The sequence below is a fragment of the Nocardioides secundeburneus genome (assembly GCF_039939255.1).
Taxonomy (GTDB): Bacteria; Actinomycetota; Actinomycetes; order Propionibacteriales; family Nocardioidaceae; genus Nocardioides.
This window is the reverse complement of the sequence record NZ_JBDUUE010000001.1, coordinates 725,804-742,643: the sequence shown is the minus strand read 5'-3', so window position 1 is coordinate 742,643 and position 16,840 is coordinate 725,804. Positions and strand designations below refer to the sequence as shown.

Annotated in this window: 17 protein-coding genes; 9 read left to right on the top strand and 8 right to left on the bottom strand. The window is 73.6% G+C overall.

Features of this window, described 5'->3' with window-relative positions; all coding sequences use genetic code 11:
• Window positions 1-42: 42 nt before the first annotated feature.
• The 3 genes from ABFT23_RS03370 (at window position 43) to ABFT23_RS03360 (ending at window position 3,459) form a co-directional block, all read left to right on the top strand.
• Window positions 43-600 carry a gamma carbonic anhydrase family protein gene (locus tag ABFT23_RS03370; RefSeq protein ID WP_347892581.1) on the top strand — a complete coding sequence of 186 codons (558 nt, stop codon included), beginning with the start codon at window positions 43-45 and terminating at the stop codon, window positions 598-600.
• On the top strand, window positions 597-1,886 hold the full coding sequence (locus ABFT23_RS03365; RefSeq protein ID WP_347892580.1) for an MFS transporter: 1,290 nt from the start codon (window positions 597-599) through the stop codon (window positions 1,884-1,886). The genes ABFT23_RS03370 and ABFT23_RS03365 overlap by 4 nt, the downstream gene beginning before the upstream one ends.
• A gap of 79 nt (window positions 1,887-1,965) precedes the next feature.
• Window positions 1,966-3,459, top strand: a complete 1,494-nt coding sequence (locus tag ABFT23_RS03360; RefSeq protein ID WP_347892578.1) for an SDR family NAD(P)-dependent oxidoreductase — start codon at window positions 1,966-1,968, stop codon at window positions 3,457-3,459.
• Between the two features lie 3 nt (window positions 3,460-3,462).
• On the opposite strand, the gene ABFT23_RS03355 is transcribed toward ABFT23_RS03360, so the two are convergent.
• Window positions 3,463-3,960: a mycothiol transferase gene (locus ABFT23_RS03355; protein ID WP_347892577.1), complete on the bottom strand. Its 498-nt coding sequence runs from the start codon at window positions 3,958-3,960 to the stop codon at window positions 3,463-3,465.
• 66 nt (window positions 3,961-4,026) lie between these two features.
• Here ABFT23_RS03355 and ABFT23_RS03350 point away from each other — a divergent pair, with 66 nt between their 5' ends.
• Window positions 4,027-4,458 carry a hypothetical protein gene (locus tag ABFT23_RS03350; RefSeq protein ID WP_347892576.1) on the top strand — a complete coding sequence of 144 codons (432 nt, stop codon included), beginning with the start codon at window positions 4,027-4,029 and terminating at the stop codon, window positions 4,456-4,458.
• Here ABFT23_RS03350 and ABFT23_RS03345 read toward each other — a convergent pair.
• From ABFT23_RS03345 to ABFT23_RS03335, 3 genes are read right to left on the bottom strand one after another with little or no spacing between them, the layout of a single operon-like run.
• Window positions 4,410-6,146: a DUF429 domain-containing protein gene (locus ABFT23_RS03345; RefSeq protein WP_347892574.1), complete on the bottom strand. Its 1,737-nt coding sequence runs from the start codon at window positions 6,144-6,146 to the stop codon at window positions 4,410-4,412. The genes ABFT23_RS03350 and ABFT23_RS03345 overlap by 49 nt on opposite strands.
• A gap of 46 nt (window positions 6,147-6,192) precedes the next feature.
• Window positions 6,193-7,083 (bottom strand): pseudouridine-5'-phosphate glycosidase, encoded by an 891-nt coding sequence (locus ABFT23_RS03340; protein ID WP_347892573.1) that lies wholly within the window; start codon window positions 7,081-7,083, stop codon window positions 6,193-6,195.
• 26 nt (window positions 7,084-7,109) lie between these two features.
• The gene (locus ABFT23_RS03335; RefSeq protein WP_347892571.1) at window positions 7,110-7,976 is read right to left on the bottom strand and encodes a PfkB family carbohydrate kinase; all 867 of its coding nucleotides are present in this window, start codon (window positions 7,974-7,976) and stop codon (window positions 7,110-7,112) included.
• 72 nt (window positions 7,977-8,048) lie between these two features.
• Between ABFT23_RS03335 and ABFT23_RS03330 the strand changes: the two genes are divergently transcribed.
• Both ABFT23_RS03330 and ABFT23_RS03325 read left to right on the top strand, forming a co-directional pair.
• Window positions 8,049-9,056, top strand: coding sequence for an ATP-binding cassette domain-containing protein (locus tag ABFT23_RS03330; RefSeq protein ID WP_347892570.1), 1,008 nt, complete (start codon window positions 8,049-8,051; stop codon window positions 9,054-9,056).
• On the top strand, window positions 9,053-9,859 hold the full coding sequence (locus tag ABFT23_RS03325) for an ABC transporter permease (protein ID WP_347892569.1): 807 nt from the start codon (window positions 9,053-9,055) through the stop codon (window positions 9,857-9,859). The genes ABFT23_RS03330 and ABFT23_RS03325 overlap by 4 nt, the downstream gene beginning before the upstream one ends.
• A 47-nt stretch (window positions 9,860-9,906) precedes the next feature.
• Here the strand turns inward: ABFT23_RS03325 and ABFT23_RS03320 are convergent, their stop codons facing one another.
• Together ABFT23_RS03320 and ABFT23_RS03315 are read right to left on the bottom strand one after the other, a co-directional pair.
• The gene (locus ABFT23_RS03320) at window positions 9,907-11,004 is read right to left on the bottom strand and encodes a PQQ-dependent sugar dehydrogenase (RefSeq protein WP_347892567.1); all 1,098 of its coding nucleotides are present in this window, start codon (window positions 11,002-11,004) and stop codon (window positions 9,907-9,909) included.
• Between the two features lie 38 nt (window positions 11,005-11,042).
• A complete protein-coding gene (locus tag ABFT23_RS03315) occupies window positions 11,043-12,233 on the bottom strand; it encodes a homogentisate 1,2-dioxygenase (RefSeq protein WP_347892565.1) in 1,191 nt (396 codons plus the stop codon).
• Between the two features lie 69 nt (window positions 12,234-12,302).
• Here ABFT23_RS03315 and ABFT23_RS03310 point away from each other — a divergent pair, with 69 nt between their 5' ends.
• Genes ABFT23_RS03310 through ABFT23_RS03300 form a run of 3 tightly spaced genes read left to right on the top strand, consistent with a single transcriptional unit; the run spans window position 12,303 to window position 15,014 of the window.
• Window positions 12,303-13,139: a hypothetical protein gene (locus ABFT23_RS03310; protein WP_347892564.1), complete on the top strand. Its 837-nt coding sequence runs from the start codon at window positions 12,303-12,305 to the stop codon at window positions 13,137-13,139.
• Window positions 13,136-14,350, top strand: coding sequence for a fumarylacetoacetase (gene fahA, locus ABFT23_RS03305; protein WP_347892563.1), 1,215 nt, complete (start codon window positions 13,136-13,138; stop codon window positions 14,348-14,350). The genes ABFT23_RS03310 and fahA overlap by 4 nt, the downstream gene beginning before the upstream one ends.
• Window positions 14,343-15,014: an IclR family transcriptional regulator gene (locus ABFT23_RS03300; RefSeq protein ID WP_347892562.1), complete on the top strand. Its 672-nt coding sequence runs from the start codon at window positions 14,343-14,345 to the stop codon at window positions 15,012-15,014. Before fahA ends, ABFT23_RS03300 begins: the two co-directional genes overlap by 8 nt.
• 7 nt (window positions 15,015-15,021) lie before the next feature.
• On the opposite strand, the gene ABFT23_RS03295 is transcribed toward ABFT23_RS03300, so the two are convergent.
• Both ABFT23_RS03295 and ABFT23_RS03290 read right to left on the bottom strand, forming a co-directional pair.
• Window positions 15,022-15,636, bottom strand: a complete 615-nt coding sequence (locus tag ABFT23_RS03295; RefSeq protein ID WP_347892560.1) for a response regulator transcription factor — start codon at window positions 15,634-15,636, stop codon at window positions 15,022-15,024.
• Entirely contained in the window at window positions 15,633-16,796 is a 1,164-nt protein-coding gene (locus ABFT23_RS03290) for a sensor histidine kinase (RefSeq protein WP_347892559.1), read from the bottom strand. Before ABFT23_RS03290 ends, ABFT23_RS03295 begins: the two co-directional genes overlap by 4 nt.
• Between the last annotated feature and the right edge of the window lie 44 nt (window positions 16,797-16,840).

Below are 16,840 nucleotides of genomic sequence, written 5' to 3'. Positions count from 1 at the left end.
CCCCATCACCCGACCGGATCGGGCTGGTCCTACCGTGCACAGGTGACCCTGATCGAGTTCGAGGGCAAGCGCCCCGTCGTCCACCCCGACGCTTTCGTGGCGGACACCGCCACGCTGATCGGCGACGTGACCGTCGAGGCCGGCGCCAGCGTCTGGTACGGCGCGGTGCTGCGCGCCGACATCTGCACGATCGTCGTGCGTGCCGGCTCGAACGTCCAGGACAACTCGGTGCTGCACGCCGCGCCCGGTGAGACGGTCGAGGTCGGGCCCGACGCGACCATCGGCCACGGGTGCGTCGTCCACGGCCGGGCGGTGGAGGAGAAGGCGCTGGTCGGCAACGGCAGCACCCTGCTCGACGGGTCGGTGGTCGGCCCCGGCACGCTCGTCGCGGCCGGCTCGGTGGTCACCCCCGGCACCCAGATCCCCGGCGGCATGGTCGCGGCCGGGGTGCCGTGCCGACCGACCAAGCCGATCGGCGGCACGTCGTCGGAGTTCTGGGTCGAGACCAACGCCGCCTACTACCGCGAGCTCGCCGGACGCCACGCCGCCGGCGCCGTCGTGGTCGAGGTCGTCGACCCCGGCCCCGACGAACGCCCGTGAGCCGGCTGCGCGGCCTGGTCGCCGACACCCGGCCGCTGCAGAACGACCACTTCCGGCGGCTGTGGCTCGCCAACATCGTCACCGTGATCGGCGCCCAGCTGACGGTCGTCGCCGTGCCCGCCCAGATCTACGCCGACACCGGCTCGTCGGCCTACGTGGGCCTGACCGGCGTGTTCGGCCTGGTGCCGCTCGTCGTGTTCGGGCTGTGGGGCGGCGCGCTCGCCGACGTCTTCGACCGGCGCACGATCCTCATCTGCACGACCGTCGGCCTCATCGTCACCAGCGCCCTGTTCTGGGTGCAGGCCGCACTCGGCAACACGAACGTGTGGCTGCTGCTGTGTCTGTTCTCGGTGCAGCAGGCCTTCTTCGCCGTCAACCAGCCCACCCGCTCCGCCGTCCTGCCGCGGCTGCTGACGCCCGACCTGCTGCCGGCGGCCAACTCGCTCAACATGACCGTCTTCCAGGCCGGCGGCATCGCCGGCCCGCTCGTCGCCGGGGCGCTGATCCCCGTCTTCGGGCTCGAGTGGCTCTACCTCATCGACACCCTCACCCTCCTCGCGACGCTGTCGGCCGTCGTCCGGCTGCCGTCGCTGGCGATCGAGGGCGTGGCCGCCAAGGCGCCCGGGCTCCGCTCGGTGGTCGAGGGGTTCACCTACCTGCGCGGCCAGCCGGTGCTGATGATGTCGTTCGTCGTCGACATCATCGCGATGGTCTTCGGCATGCCGCGCGCGCTCTTCCCGGAAATCGCCGACAAGAGCTTCGCCGGCGACCCCGAGGGCGGGCTGGCGTTCGCGCTGCTGTTCGCCGCGATCCCCGCCGGCGCCGTGCTCGGCGGCGTGCTGTCGGGCTGGGTCTCGAAGGTCGAGGCGCAGGGTCGCGCGGTCATCGTGTGCATCCTGCTGTGGGGCGCGGCGATGGTCGGGTTCGGCCTCGCGGTCGGCGTCGCGGCCTCGCACGCCGACCTGCGGACGACGATGCTCGCCGTCGCGGTCGTGATGCTGATGCTCGGCGGCGCGGCCGACATGGCCTCGGCCGCGTTCCGCAGCTCGATGCTGCAGGCCGCGGCGTCCGACGAGGTGCGCGGACGCCTCCAGGGCATCTTCATCGTCGTCGTCGCCGGCGGCCCGCGCATCGCCGACGTCGCCCACGGCGCGGCCGCCGCCTCGGTCGGCACCGCCGCCGCCGCGGCCGGCGGCGGCGTGCTCGTCGTCGTGGGCACGGTCGTGGCCGCGCTCGCCGTCCCGGCGTTCGTGCGCTACCGGATCACCCGCCCGACGACCATCTGACCGCCGGCCACGTCGGCCGCGGACGCGTCACGGCGGCGCGAGTTCGCCGCCGGGCTCGGCCCGCTCCTACCCTGGGTCGGTGATCGACCCCGACGACCTCGAGGCGACGCTGCGCGTCCTCGGCGCGCTCCACACCGTGCCGGAGGACGACCCCGACCACATCGCGGTCAAGCGGGCGGCGTCGCACATGTACAAGGCGCTCAAGCACGAGCGGCGGCGCGCCAAGCGCGACGCCGAGCTGGCCCACGACCGGGCGATCACCGAGGCGACGGCGACCGGCAGCCCGCTGCGCATCGACGACGAGACCGAGGGCATCCTGCTCACCTCGGCGGCCGAGTCGGCCGGGCGCGAGTTCGCCGGCGAGCTGCTCAACCCCCGCGGCTGCTACATCTGCAAGAACGACTACACGCTCGTCGACGCGTTCTACCACTGGCTCTGCCCCTCGTGCGCCGCGATGTCGCACGCCAAGCGCGACCAGGGCACCGACCTCACCGGACGACGTGCGCTGCTGACCGGCGGCCGGGCCAAGATCGGCATGTACATCGCCCTGCGCCTGCTGCGCGACGGCGCCCACCTGACCATCACGACGCGGTTCCCGCACGACGCCGTGCGCCGCTTCGCGGCCCTCGACGACAGCGGGGAGTGGCTGCACCGCCTCAAGGTCGTCGGCATCGACCTGCGCGACCCCACGCAGGTCGTCGCCCTCGCCGACGACGTCGCGGCCGCGGGGCCGCTCGACGTCCTGATCAACAACGCCTGCCAGACGGTCCGTCGCCAGCCCGGCTCCTACGCGCCGCTGGTCGAGGCCGAGAAGGAGCCGCTGCCCGAGGGCATCGCACTGCCCGAGATGGTCAGCTTCGACCGCATCTCCGAGCTGCACCCGGCCTCGATCTCGGGGGCGCTCGCCGCGGCGCCGGTGGCCCACCACGAGGGCGAGGCGCCCGAGCACGCCCGAGCCGCCCACACCGCAGCCACCCTCACGGCTCTCGCGCTCAGGGCCGGGCACGCCTCGCTCGACGCGCACCTCGCCGGCACCGCGGTCGACGCCGGCGGGCTGCTGCCCGACGTCGTCACCTCGAACTCGTGGACCCAGACCGTCGACGAGGTCGACCCGCTCGAGCTGCTCGAGGTGCAGCTGTGCAACTCGGTCGCGCCGTTCCTGCTGGTCTCACGCCTGCGGCCAGCGCTCGCCGCGGCGGCCGCGGCGGCGCCGTCCGGCCGGTCGCACGTCGTCAACGTCTCGGCGATGGAGGGCCAGTTTGGAGGTCGGCGCTACAAGGGGTCCGGTCATCCGCACACCAACATGGCCAAGGCCGCCCTGAACATGCTGACCCGCACCTCGGCGAGCGAGATGTTCGAGACCGATCGCATCCTGATGAACGCCGTCGACACCGGCTGGATCACCGACGAGCGGCCGCACCACGACAAGCTGCGCATCGCCGCCGAGGGCTGGCACGCCCCGCTCGACCTCGTCGACGGCGCCGCCCGGGTCTACGACCCGGTGGTGCGCGGCGAAGCCGGCGACGACCTGCACGGCCACTTCCTCAAGGACTTCCAGCCCACCGCCTGGTGACCGTCAGCGCCCGAGCAGCCCGCGCACGTAGGCGGCCTGGCCGACGTGCTGGGTGGTGTCGTTGACGACGCTCACGAGCCGGACGGCGAGGGTGACCGGCGGGTCCCAGCGCTCGTCGACCACGCGGTCGAGGTCGGCCGCGTCGACGGTCTCGAGGTAGGCGAGCGTGCGCTCGTGGACGGCGCTCGCGTAGGCCGCGAGCAGGTCGGCCGGCGCGGTGAACGCCGCGACGTCGTCGCTGCTCTGGCCGTAGCCGATGGCGTCGTCGTCGTAGGGCAGGTCGAAGCGGTCGACGAAGTCGCCGTAGACCTGGTCGTGCCCGCCGACGCCGGCGAGGTGGTCGTCCTCGACCCGCACCAGGTGCCACACCAACCAGCCGATCGGGTTGGCGTCGGGGCCGGGGCGGTGGCGCAGCTCGTCGTCGGTGAGGTCGTCGAGCACCGCGACGACACCCTCGTGCACACGGCCGAACGCGTCGGCCAACAGCTGGGCTGGAGTCATGACCCGACCGTACGCGCACGCTCAGGGGTGGCGCCGAGGCGATCCCGGCGGCGTACCGTCGATGGCGTGAGGATCCTGGCCCCGCTGGCGCTCGTGCTCGTGCTGTCCGCCTGCGGCGGCACCGACGACGACGGCGGCGACGGCGACGGGCCCTCGTCCTCGCCGTCCGAGACCAGCGACGTCGTGCTCGCCGAGACCGAGGTCTGCGACCTGGTGCGCCAGGGCATCGACGCGTTCAACCTCGGCGACCTCGACGGCACGGTCGAGCGCTTCGAGACCGCCGTCCCGGAGGCCGAGGCGCTGGCCGACGACCAGCCGTCGTCCGACACCGAGGCGCTGCTCGACGCCGTCCGCTACTACGCCGAGCTACCCGTCGAGGACTACCTGGAGGCCTCGGTGTCGTCGCCGGAGTTCCTGCGGTTCAAGGACTTCACGCTCACCGAGTGCGCCTACGCGGCCCCGCCGGTCGGGTCGAGCGAGCCGGCGCTGCCCGCCTGAGCCTGCATGCGCTCGCGCCGCTGCTCGAGCAGCGGCCGCCGGTGCGCGTTGCCGTGCAGCGCGACGTAGCGCGCGCCGAAGACCCACAGCAGCGCGTCGTCGAGACGCCGGACGGCGCCCGGCGGGTGCCGGTAGCCCATGCGCTCGGCGATGGCCGGCTCGTCGGCCTCGCGCAGCACGTCGCCGAGCTCGTCGAGCGAGGTGATGCCGAGCTCGAGGAGCAGCCCGCCGATCCAGCCGTAGTGGTCGGTGCGCGACCACTCGGCGTCGGAGAACTGCCCGGCCAGGAACGCGGCGAGCTCGCGGGTGTCGAGGCGGGGGTCGTCGCCGCCGACCGTGTCGGTGACGGTGCCGGTGATCGTCATCGGCGCGATGCCGCGCAGCCGGTCGCGGATCTCGCCGAACTCGCGGTCGGCGAGCTCGAGCAGGCCGGCAGCCAGGGTGAAGCGGCGGTCGAACTCGCTGGCGTGCTCGTCGGGCACGCTGCCCTTGTAGCGGATGTCGTGCTCGAACTCGGCCCACGCGTGCTGCAGCACCGTGCGCACCTGCACCTGCACGACCTGTCCGTCGAGGTCGAGCATCAGGTGCCGGCTGGCGTAGCCGAACCGGCCCTCGCTGGCGGTCTCGCGGCCGAGGTCGCGGTCGTCGGTGATCGTCACCTGCTCGGCGAGCACGTCGGCCACGGCGGCGACATCGTGGGCGACGTAGGTGATCACCCGCACCCCCACCTGGTCGGTGATCATCCTCAGCGGCTCGTCGTAGAGGGGACGACCACCCGCGGTGCGGGCCGCCTTCTCGGCGAAAGAGGCGACCGACTTCGTGCGGCCGGTGACCGAGAGGTAGTTGATGCCCGCCTCGTCGAGGAAGCCCTGCACGAGCCGGACGGCGTCGTCGCCCGCGCGCACCAGGTCGGCGTGCGCGGCACCGTAGGCGCGCACGGCGTCGCGGACGACGTCGGCGTGGCTGCGGGCCGACGGCGTGCCCTGCTTGGTCGGGGTGACGATCGCCCCGGTGGCCGCGTCGCCGTAGATCGTGGTGCGCTCGGGGTGCCGGTCGGCGAACAGCGCGACGTAGGCGCACACGACGGCGTCGACCTGGTCCTCGACGCGGCGCAGCTGGGCCTTGCGGACGGCGTCCTCGACCGCCGTGCGGAGCACGACCCACTGCTCGCTGACGGTCACGATGGTCTCGACGTGGGTCATCAGGGCCAGCAGCTCGCTGCGCAGCAGCTCGAGGTCGCGGCCGGTCTTCTGCTTGTACTTGAGGACCTTGTCGAGACCGAACAGCACGATCGTCGCGGCGTGCGGGTAGACCTCGATCGCCCGGCGGCGGCGTCCGGAGCGCGGGTCGAGGTCGAGCTTCATCCGCTTGGCGACCCGGGCCCCCCGGGTGCGGCCGCCCTCGAACTCGCGCTTGCCGGTGTTGCTCGGGTGGGTGCCGGCGTCGTGCCGGCGGAAGTCGGCGCTCAGCTGCTGCTCGGCCGGGCGTGACCCGGTGGGGTTCGTGACGACGAGCGGGGCGTCGATGCCGACCACGCACTCGCCCTCGACGTAGGCGGCCAGCCCGGCCACGATCTCGTCGTCGTCCTGGACGGCGTCGACGTGCAGCAGCCGGGCGTCGGCGTCGAGGACGGCGATGCCGGTCGGGCGCTTCTCGCCCCAGGCGAGGTCGATCCCGACGTAGTGCACGAGTCCAACCTAGTGGCCGGCTACGCAGCGCGGCTGCCGGACGCCGTCAGCCGGCGAGCGCCACCGCGAGCGCCGCACCCAGGCGCGCGTTGTGGCGCACGAGCGCGATGTTGGTGACCAGGCTGGCGCCGTCGGTGAGCTCGACGATGCGGCCCAGCAGGTAGGGCGTGACGTCCTTGCCGGTGATGCCGCGCTCGTCGAGGTCGGCGAGCGCGCGGGTGATGACGGCGTCGATCTCGGCGGCCGGGATCTCGTCGTCGGCCGGCACCGGGTTGGCGACCACGATCCCGCTGCTGAGGCCGAGGTCGCGGGCGGCGCGCACCGTGGCCGCCAGCTCGTCGACGGTGTCGGTGCGCTGCGGGGCCCGGAAGCCGCTGACCCGGGAGTAGAACGCCGGGAAGTCGTCGCTGCCGTGCACGAGCAGCGGCACGCCGTTGGTCTCGAGCACCTCGAGGGTCAGGCCGATGTCGAGGATGCTCTTGACGCCCGCGCAGACGACCGTGACCGGCGTCGTCGCCAGCTCGGTGAGGTCGGCCGAGACGTCGAACGACTCGGCGGCGCCACGGTGCACCCCGCCGAGCCCGCCGGTGACGAACACGTCGATGCCGGCGAGCGCGGCCAGGCGCATCGTGGCGGCGACGGTGGTGGCGCCGTGGGCGCCCCGCGCGACGACGTGCGGCAGGTCGCGCACGCTCGCCTTCGTGACGCCCGGGTCGCTGGCGAGCAGGTCGAGGTCGGCCTCGGTCAGCCCGGCCCGCGGGACGCCGTCGAGCACCGCGATGGTGGCGGGGACGGCGCCGCCGTCGCGCACGATCGCCTCGACCTCGGTGGCCATCGCGACGTTGTCGGGGTAGGGCATGCCGTGGCTGATGATGGTGCTCTCGAGCGCCACGACGGGGTGGCCCTCGGCCACGGCGTCGCGCACTTCGTCGGTCATGGCGACCGGTGAATCGGTTCGGGTGGTCACAGCAGGCTCCTCACGAGCTCGTCGGTCAGGTCGGGTCGGACGGTGTGGGCGGACCCGACGGTCAGCGCCGCCGCGGCGTGGCCGTAGGCGGCCGCCTCGGCCGGGGTCGCGCCACCCAGCCACGCGTGCAGGAACGCGCCGAGCATGGCGTCGCCGGCACCGGTGACGTCGACGACAGGGCCGCCGAGCAGCGCCGGCAGGTCGACGACGCCCTCGGGCCCGGTGAGGGTCGAGCCGGCCGGTCCGCGCCGTTCCCAGACCACGTCGGCCTCGACGCCGGACAGCTCGGCGAGCTCGGCGGCGCCGGCCGAGAGCAGGAACAGCCGGCGCGCGGCCAACGTCTCGCGGATGCGGGCCGCCTTCGGCACGCTCACCGGGTCGACGGCGACGGGGACGTCGCCCGCGAGGTCGATCGCCGCGGCCAGCGTGGCGGTGGGCAGGTTGCCGTCGAGGACGACGACGTCGGCCGAGCGCAGCAGGTCGGCGTCGAGGTCGGCCGGCTCAAGGGCGACGTCGGCCATGTCGGAGACCGCGCCCACGAGCTCGCCGTCGGCGTCGAGCAGGGCGACGTAGGCGCCCGTCGCGCCGTCGACCTGGTGCACGTGGGTGAGGTCGACGCCGGCGTCGCTGCTCGCCTCGACGACGAGGTCGCCGTGCGCGTCGCGCCCGACGGCGCTGACGAGCGTCGTCGGCGTGCCGAGCCGGGCGAGCACCTCGGCGATGTTGCGCGCGACGCCGCCCGCGGTGACGCTCACCCGTCCCGGGTTGCTCGTGGCCGGGCGGGCCGTGCGCGTCGGGCGGGCGACGACGTCGGCGTTCGCCCCACCCACGACGACGGCGCGGGGACGGGACGGGGCGGGCACCGATGAATCGTCCCATCCAAACCGGTCGAAGGTTGTCGGTGGGCTCCCCTAGGGTCGGGTGCCGACCGACCAGTGACCGTGCGACGAGAGGTGCTGCACCAGATGGGCGACATGATCCGGGCCGAGGGTCTGGTCAAGAGGTACAAGGCGGTCGAGGCCCTGCGCGGGCTCGACCTCGCGGTGCCCGAGGGCACCGTGCTGGCCCTGCTGGGGCCCAACGGCGCCGGCAAGACCACGGCGGTGCGGTGCCTCACCACGCTGCTGGTGCCCGACGAGGGCTACGCCGAGGTCGCCGGCATCGACGTCGTCCGCGACCCGCAGCAGGCGCGCCGTCACCTCGGCCTCTCGGGGCAGTACGCCGCCGTCGACGAGCACCTGACCGGCTACGAGAACCTCACGATGGTCGGGCGGCTCTACGGCATGGGCAAGAAGCAGGCGCAGGCCCGCGCCCGCGAGCTGCTCGACCGCTTCGACCTCGCCGACGCCGGCGACCGGCCCTCCAAGACCTACTCCGGCGGCATGCGCCGCCGCCTCGACCTCGCCGGCGCGCTCGTCGCCGCCCCGCCGGTGCTCGTGCTCGACGAGCCCACAACCGGTCTCGACGTCCGTGCGCGCCAGCAGATGTGGGACGTCATCCGTGAGCTCGTGGCCGGTGGCGCGACCTTGCTGCTCACCACGCAGTACCTCGAGGAGGCCGACAAGCTGGCCGACGACATCATCGTCATCGACCACGGCCAGGCCATCGCCCAGGGCAGCGCCGACGACCTCAAGAGCCAGTCGGGCGGCGAGCGCGTCGAGGTCGTGGTCGCCGAGGCCGGCGACGTCGAGGCCGTCCGTGCGGTGGTCGCCCGGGTGGCGGCCGGCGAGGTCCAGGTCGACGAGCGCACCGTCACCGCCGGCGTGCACGACGGCGTGGCCGACCTGCGCCAGGTGCTCGAGGGTCTCGAGGCCGACCGCCTGCGGGTGCTCGACGTCGGCCTGCGTCGCCCCACGCTCGACGACGTGTTCCTGACCCTCACCGGTCGCGTGGCCGACGACGGCGCCGAGGCCGACCAGACGAACCAGGAGGTGCCGGCATGAGCAGCATGACCCAGGCCCTGACCGACGGCTGGGTGGTCGCCCAGCGCAACGTGATCAAGATCAAGCGGGTGCCCGAGGTGCTCGTCTTCGTGCTGATCAGCCCGATCATGTTCGTGCTGCTCTTCGCCTACGTCTTCGCCGGCGCCATCAACGTGCCGGCCGGCGTCGACTACAAGGAGTTCCTGGTCGCCGGCATCTTCGCCCAGACCGTCGTGTTCGGCGCCACCTTCACCGGCGCCGGACTCGCCGAGGACATGCAGAAGGGCATCATCGACCGCTTCCGCTCGCTGCCGATGTCGCGCTCGGCCGTGCTCATCGGGCGCACGACGTCCGACGTCGTCTACAACGTGCTGTCGCTGATCATCATGGCCCTCACCGGCCTGCTCGTCGGCTGGCGCATCCGCGAGGGAGCGGTCGACGCGCTGCTCGGCTTCCTGCTGCTGCTGGTCTTCGCCTACGCGATCAGCTGGATCATGGCCTACGTCGGCCTGCTGGTGCCGAGCGTCGACGTCGTCAACAACGCCTCGTTCGTGGTCATCTTCCCGCTGACGTTCCTGTCCAACGCGTTCGTACCGCTCGAGAGCTTCGACGGCGTCCTGAAGACCATCGTCGAGTGGAACCCGGTCTCCTCGCTCACGCAGGCCTCACGCGAGCTGTTCGGCAACACCGGGGGCGCGCCGCCGCCGTCCGACGCGTTCTCGATGCAGCACCCGGCGCTCTACACGCTCATCTGGTCGGCGATCTTCGTCGCGGTGTTCGTGCCGCTCTCGACCCGCCAGTTCCGCAAGGCCTCGAGCAAGTAGCGCCGGCGGCGCTGGCGGCGCCCGCGCTGCTGCTTCTTCGGGGCGCGCTACCGGGTGACGGCGATGAGCCGGTCGTCGCCGTCGTCCGGGTCGCCACGACCGTCGGTGTTGGACGTGACGACCCACAGCACCGAGCCGTCGGCGGTTGAGACCGTGTTGCGGATCCGGCCGTAGGTGCCCACGAAGTGGGCGACCGGCTCCTCGACCGACACAGCCCCGTTCGGGTCCGTGGACGCCACGACCTCCCACAACCGCTCCCCTTGGAGGGCCGCGAGCCACAGCGAGCCGTCCCACGAGGCGATGCCCGACGGCGAGGCATCGTCGGTGCTCCAGACGACGGCCGGGTCGACGTACTGGTCGCCGCCGCCGGTTCCCTCGACCTCCGGCCACCCGTAGTTGGAGCCCTGGTCGATCAGGTTGAGCTCGTCGTACTGGTCCTGGCCGAACTCCGAGGCCCACAGCAGGTCGCCCTGGAAGACCAGCCCCTCGACGTTGCGGTGCCCCGACGAGTAGACCGCGGTCCCCGACTCGTTGTCGGGGGACGGCTCGCCCTGGGTCGTGTAGCGCAGCACCTTGCCCGAGAGCGAGTCCGGGTCCTGGGCGTCCTCGGGCACGCCGTTGTCGCCGGTGCCGACCCACAGGTTGCCGTCGGGGCCGAGTGCGAGCGCGCCGCCCTGGTGGAACGACGCACCGCCCGGGATGCCGCCGACGATCTCCTCCGGCGCCCCGAGACGCTCGCCGTCCCAGCTCATCGCGACGATGCCGTTCTCGGTCTCGCCGGTGCGGTAGGCGTACAGCGTGGTCTGGTCGCGCGACAGGGTCAGCCCGAGCAGGCCGCTCTCGCCGGAGGCGCGCACGCCGTCGACAGTGCCGACGACCCGTGGCGCCTCGGCCCCACCCGCCGGCAGGTGCAGGATCTCGGCGGAGTCGCGCGAGCCGATGAGCAGCCCGCCGCCGACGAGCGGGGCGAGCCCCCACGGCGTGTCGAGCCCGGTGGCGATCTCGGTGGTGCGCAGTCCGCCCGGGTCGGCGGTGGCCGTTCCGGTGGGCCGGTCGGGGTCGGCCTCGTTGGCGGGGTCGTCGCCGCAGGCGGTGAGGAGGGACGCGGCGAGGCCGGCGGTCGCGAGGGCGAGGGTGACGCGCATGCGGCCAGCCTGCCCGGGCGGGCCAACCGCGGCGCGTCTCAGCCGAGCGAGCGGGCCCAGGTCCAGGCGTAGTCGGGGTCCTCGACGGCGACGCCGCCCTCACCGAGCTCGAGGGGGGCGAACGTGTCGACCATGACCGCCGACTCCTCGAAGTACTCCGCGCCGAGCGAGGCCTCGATGGCCGACGGCTGCGGGCCGTGGGCGTGCCCGCCCGGGTGGAGCGAGATCGAGCCCAGCCCGATGCCGGAGCCCTTGCGGGCCTCGTAGTCGCCGCCGACGTAGAACATGACCTCGTCGCTGTCGACGTTGGAGTGGTAGTACGGCACCGGCACCGACAGCTCGTGGTAGTCGACCTTGCGCGGCAGGAAGTTGCAGATCACGAAGTTGTGGCCCTCGAAGACCTGGTGCACCGGCGGCGGCTGGTGCACCTTGCCGGTGATGGGCATGTAGTCGTCGATGTTGAACGTGTAGGGGTAGAGACAGCCGTCCCAACCGACGACGTCGAACGGGTGCGTCGCGTAGGTGTAGCGGGTGCCGACGATCGCGCCGCCGACCCGGTGCTTGACCAGCACCTCGACGTCGGTCGCGCCCGACTCGTCGAGCAGGACGCCGGTGGGGCCGTGGAGGTCGCGCTCGCAGTAGGGCGCGTGCTCGAGCAGCTGGCCGTAGCGCGACAGGTAGCGCTTCGGCGGCGCGACGTGGCTGTTGGCCTCGATCGGGTAGAGCTGTGACGGCTCGGCGGGCACCCACCGGTGCGTGGTCGCACGCGGGATGACCACGTAGTCGCCGGCGCGGTAGGCGAGCACGCCGAACACGGTCTCGACCGTGCCGGAGCCGGACTCGACGTAGACGCACTCGTCGCCGATGGCGTTGCGGTAGAGCGGGCTCGGACCGGCCTCGCTGCCGCCGGTGGTGACGTAGGAGATGCGCACGTCGCCGTTGCCGAGCACCAGCCGGCGATCGGTCACGGCGTCGGTGCCGGTGACGAGGTCGTGCAGCTTGAGGTGGCGCGGCTTCAGCGGGTGGTTGGGCACCCGGGTCTGGTCGGGCAGCTCCCAGGTCTCGGCCGAGGTGATCGCCGACGGCACGCCGCGGTGGTAGAGCAGCGAGGAGTCGGAGGAGAACCCCTCCTCGCCCATGAGCTCCTCGTAGTAGAGGCGGCCCTCGGGATCGCGGAACTGGGTGTGCCGCTTCTGCGGGACGTCGCCGATCTGCCGGTAGTGCGCCATCGCGTGCTCCTGTTCGATAAACGAACACCGTGTGTTCTGATTCAGGACGCTACCGGCTAGGGTGTGAGCGTGTCCATCCCGACGGCCTTCCAGCACCTGGTCGACGACGCCGCGATCTTCCCGCCGGGGCTCGCCCCGCTGCCCGACGCCGTCACCGCCCACCTCGACCACCTCGCCTCCGCCCACGCCGACCTCGTCGGGCCGTTCGTCGTCGACGCCGCCCGGCTCGACGCGCTCGCCGACCACGGCGCCCCCGGGCTGCGGGTCAGCGTCGTGCTCCCCACGCCCGCCGACGTCGCCGACGTCGTCGCCCGCGCCGACGCGGCCGGGCTGGTGCTCGCCTCGCTCGAGGTCAAGCTCGGCGACGGCGACCCCGTCGCGGGCGTGGCGGTCGTCGCCGGCGCGACCCCCGACGGCGTCCCGGCCTACGTCGAGGTGCCCCGGCCGACCTCGCCCGCCTGGCCGGCCGTGCTCGACGCCGTCGTCACGCACGGGCTCCGGCTCAAGTTCCGCACCGGCGGCACCGAGGCCGCCGCGTTCCCCTCGGAGGACGAGGTCGCGGCCTGGATCGAGGCCGCCGTCGCGCACGGCGTCCCGTTCAAGTGCACCGCCGGGCTGCACCACGCGACCCGGCACACCGGCGCGACGACCGGCTTCGAGCACCACGGCTACCTCAACGTGCTGCTCGCCGCGGTCCGTGCCGCCTCGGGCGACGGGTCCGCCGTCCGCGCCGCCCTGGCCGAGCGCGACCCGGTCACCCTGGCCGCGGTCGTGGGTGGTCTGCCCGCCGACGACCTCGTCCGCGCCCGCACCGCCTTCACCTCCTACGGCTCGTGCAGCATCGCCGAGCCGCTCGACGACCTCACCTCGCTGCACCTCATCCCCCAGACCAAGGAGATCGCATGACCACCCCCACCTGGGTCGAGGGAGCCGCCGGCTCGCTCCACGACGTCGACAACCTGCCCTACGCGGTCACCGCCGACCCGTCGCGGGTCGTCGTCCGCATCGGCGATCAGGCGCTCGACCTCGGCGCGGCGGCGCGCGACCTGCGCCCCGAGTGGGCCCCGCTGCTCGACACCGGCTCGCTCAACCCGCTGATGGCCGCCGGCCCCGACACCTGGGACGCCGTCCGCTCCTGGGTCGTCGACCTGCTCACCGACGAGGCGCACCGCGACGCGGTGACGCTGCTGCCCCTCGACGGGCTCGAGCTGCGGCTGCCGTTCGACGTCGCCGACTACGTCGACTACTACGCCTCCGAGCACCACGCCTCCAACGTAGGGCGCATCTTCCGCCCCGACCAGGAGCCGCTCCTGCCCAACTGGAAGCACCTGCCGGTCGGCTACCACGGCCGGTCCGGGTCGGTCGTCGTCTCCGGCACCGACGTCCAGCGCCCGGCCGGTCAGCGCAAGGCCCCCGACGCCGCCACCCCGACCTTCGGACCCAGCGTGCGCCTCGACATCGAGGCCGAGCTCGGCTTCGTCGTCGGCCGCACCCTGCCGCTCGGCACGCCGGTCGCCACCAGCGACTTCGCCACGACCGTCTTCGGCGTGACCGGCCTCAACGACTGGTCGGCCCGCGACCTGCAGGCCTGGGAGTACGTGCCGCTCGGCCCCAACCTCGGCAAGTCGTTCGCCACGACGGTCTCGGCGTGGGTCACCCCCCTCGCCGCGCTCGAGCCCGCGCTCGTCGACCTGCCGGGCCAGGACGCCGTCCCGGTGCTGCCCTACCTGCGCGAGGCGGGCCCCTCGGGCTACGACATCGAGGTCGAGGTCGAGCTCAACGGCGTCGTCGTGGCCCGGCCGCCGTACCGGACCATGTACTGGTCACCGGCCCAGATGCTGGCCCACATGACCGTGAACGGAGCCTCGCTGCGCGTCGGTGACCTCTACGGCTCGGGCACGATCAGCGGGCCCGAGCCCGAGCAGCGCGGCTCGTTCCTCGAGCTCTCGTGGGGCGGCACCGCGCCGTTCACCGTCGGCGACGAGACCCGCACGTTCCTCGAGGACGGCGACGAGGTCGTCCTGCGCTACAGCGCGCCGGGTGCGGCCGGCGGACGGATCGGGTTGGGTGAGGTCCGTGGCCGGATCGTCCCCTCCCCCGCGACCGACGGTGCCTGACGCCGAGGGCGGGTCGCAGACGCTCGAGCGCGGGCTCGCCGTCCTCGTCGAGCTCGGCCGGCACCCGGCCGGGCTGACGACGAGCGAGGTGGCGACGGCGTGCGGGCTGCACCGCTCGATCACGCACCGGTTGCTGGTCTCGCTGCAGCGCACCGCCTTCGCCGTCCGCGACGACGCCGGCCGGTGGCGGGTCGGGCCGACCGCGGCCGAGCTGGCCGATCACGCGCGACCGCGGCTGCGCGACGTCGCCGCCCCGGTGCTCGACGCCCTCGCCCGCGACGTCGACGCCACGGCCTCGCTCGTCGAGGTCGTCGGCGGCGCCGCGGTGACGACCTACGTGGCCGAGCCGGCGACGCACGGCCCGCGGTTCTCCTACCGGCTCGGCAACCGCGACCCGCTCGACCGCGGCGCGGGCGGGCTCGCCGCCCTCGCCTCGGGGCCGGCGCGGCCGGACGAGCCGGCCCGGGTGGCCGACGTCCGGGCCGCCGGGCACGTGAGCACGGCGGCCGAGCTGAACCCGGGCGCCTACGCCGTCGCGGCGCCGTTGCCGGGCTGGCCGGTGCTGGCCGCGGTCAACGTCGTGGGCTCTCGTGAGGAGCTGCTCACCGAGGCCCTGGCGCCGGTGCGCCGGGCGGCCCAGGAGATCCGCGCCGCACTGACCTGATCTCGGCTCAGATCCAGCCCATGCGCTGCGCGATCGCGACCGCGTCGTGCCGGTTCGCCGCGCCGAGCTTGGTCATCGCGTTCGACAGGTAGTTGCGCACCGTGCCCGACGACAGCGACGCCCGTTCGGCGATCTCGTCGATCGGGGCGCCGGTCGCGGCGAGCTCGAGCACGTCGGACTCGCGCGGCGTGAGCGGGCTGTCGCCGGCCGCGATCGCCTCGGCGGCCAGCTGCGGGTCGACGTGCCGGCCGCCGCCGTGCACCGTGCGCACGACCTCGGCGAGCGTGACGGCCGACGTCGTCTTCGGCAGGAACCCCCGCACGCCGGCGGCGAGCGCGCGCTTGAGGTGGCCGGGCCGGCCGTGGCTGGTCACGATGATGCAGCCGCACCCCGGCAGCTGCCGCACGATCGCCTCGGCCGCGGCGGTGCCGTCGAGCCCGGGCATCTGCAGGTCGAGCACCGCGACGTCGACCTGGTGCTTGACGGCCATCGCGACGGCCTCGTCGCCGCTGGCGGCCTGGGCGACCACCTCGACGTCGTCCTCGAGGTCGAGCATCTGCGCGAGGGCGGTGCGGATGAGGTGCTCGTCGTCGGCGAGGAGCACCCGGATGGCCGCGCTCACGACGCACCCGCCGTCGAGGCGCTGAGCGGTCCGGAGCCCGGCAACCCGACCGCGACCGACCACCGGTCGTCGTCGGCGCGGACGACGAGCGTCGCGCCCAGGGCGCCGAGCCGCTCGCGCAGCCCCCGCAGCCCGCTGCCCTCGACGACCTCCGCGGCGCGCGAGCCGTCGTTGTCGACGCGGAGCTCGCCGTCGGCGAAGGAGATGCGCACCCGGCGTGCCGAGGAGTGCCGCAGCACGTTGGTCACCGACTCGCGCACGACCCAGCCGGCCGCCTCGTGCCACCCACGCGGCACGACGTCGGCGGCGAGGTCGACGTCGATGCCGGCCGAGCGCAGCAGCGAGCGGGCACCCTCGAGCTCGGTCGCGAGGTCGGTGGGCCGGTAGCCGCGGGCCAGCTCGCGTGCCTCGGCGAGGGCGTCGTGGGCGACGCCGCGGACCTCGAGCATCTTCGCCGCCGCGCGCTCGTCGCCTCTGGCCGCGAGGGTCGCGGCGAGCTCGGCCTGGACCGCGATGGTCGACAGCCGGCGCCCGAGGACGTCGTGGACGTCGCGCGAGAACCGCAGGCGCTCCTCGGCGACCGCGAGCTGCGACTGCGCGGTGCGCGCCTCGTCGAGCTCGGCGACCACGCCGTAGAGCCAGAGCGTGACCCGCACCGAGAAGACGATCGTGGCGCCGATGAACGCGCCGGCCGCGAAGGTGACCGGGTCGCGACCCACGAGACCGAACACGATCGTGGAACCGACGATGAGCCCGACCGAGACCCGGTTGTCGGGCACGGCGGCCAGCGCGACGATCACGGTGACGACGGCGATCATGGTGGCCGCCCCCCGCACGTCGCCGTCGGTGGTCAGGCCGACCGCGCCGAGGAACACGGCCGCGGCGACGACGAGCAGGGCGAGCCGGTCACGCGGCAGGTGCACGCGCGGGTAGGTGTTGATGGTGCCGGCCAGCGTCCAGGTGCCGAGGGCGGTCAAGACGATCGCGCCCGCGGCCAGCCAGGCCTCGCGCGCGTCGCTGCCGTCGCCGTCGACCAGCACCGGCACGACGACCGCGGCGGCGAAGACCCACAGCAGCAGGTGCAGCGACTGGCGCGTGTAGCGGTCGACGCGCTCGACCCGGCTCAGGTCGGACCAACGACGCGGCCGGCTGAGCTTCACGGCGTCCACCCTACGAGCAGGCGACGCACCCCGGGTCCGTGCCC